The organism is Rhizobacter sp. P2_H2 (genome assembly GCF_056403375.1).
The window spans coordinates 1-891 of record NZ_JBFUFP010001564.1 but is presented as its reverse complement, the minus strand read 5'-3'; the positions used below and the strand labels follow the sequence as shown (position 1 = coordinate 891).

At 68.2% G+C, this 891-nt stretch carries 1 protein-coding gene; it reads right to left on the bottom strand.

What is annotated here, in order from left to right; translation table 11 throughout:
• Positions 1–891, bottom strand: an 891-nt coding sequence (locus tag AC1D15_RS34765) for a DUF3418 domain-containing protein (protein ID WP_477829659.1), incomplete at both ends; no start/stop codon positions are given.

Below are 891 nucleotides of genomic sequence, written 5' to 3'. Positions count from 1 at the left end.
GCTGCTGGTCGTAGAACGCGTGGATCAGTTCGTCGTCGACCAGCACGTCCTGCCGGCGCGACTTGTGCTCCAGCTCCTCCACCTGCGCGATCAGCTTGCGGTTGGCCGCAAGGAAGGGCAGCCGCGTCTCCCACTCGCCGTTCACCAGCGCCTCGCGGATGAAGATCTCGCGCGCCGCCACCGCATCGACGCGCCCGAAATTGACGCGCCGGTTGCTGTAGATCACCAGGCCGTACAGCGTCGCCCGCTCCAGCGCGACCACCTCGGCCGCCTTCTTCTCCCAGTGCGGTTCCAGCAGCTGCGTCTTGATCAGGTGGCCGGCGATGCCCGGCAGCCACTGCGGCTCGATGTTGGCGATGCCGCGGCCGAACAGCCGCGTCGTCTCGACCAGCTCGGCCGCGACGATCCAGCGCCCCGGCTTCTTGCCGAGGTGCGAACCGGGGTGCTTGTAGAACTTGATGCCGCGCGCGCCGAGGTACCAGTCGTCCTCGTCGCTCTTCTGGCCGATGTTGCCCAGCAGCCCGGCCAGCATCGCCAGGTGCAGCTGGTCGTAGGTGGCCGGCAGCGTGTTGAGCCGCCAGCCGTGCTCGGCCACCACGGTGTGCAGCTGCGAATGGATGTCGCGCCACTCGCGCACGCGGCGGGGCGAGACGAAGTTGTCGCGCAGCAGCTGCTCCTGCTTGCGGTGCGAGAGCTTGTGCTCCTTGCTGCCGCCACGCGCGTCTTCGAGCCACTTCCAGAGCTTCAGCGTGCCGAGGAATTCGGAACGGTCGTCGTCGAACTTCTTGTGCGCCGCATCGGCCGCCTGCTGGTGCTCCATCGGCCGGTCGCGCGCGTCCTGCACGCTCAGCGACGACGCGATCACCAGCACCTCGGCCAGCGATTCGCGGT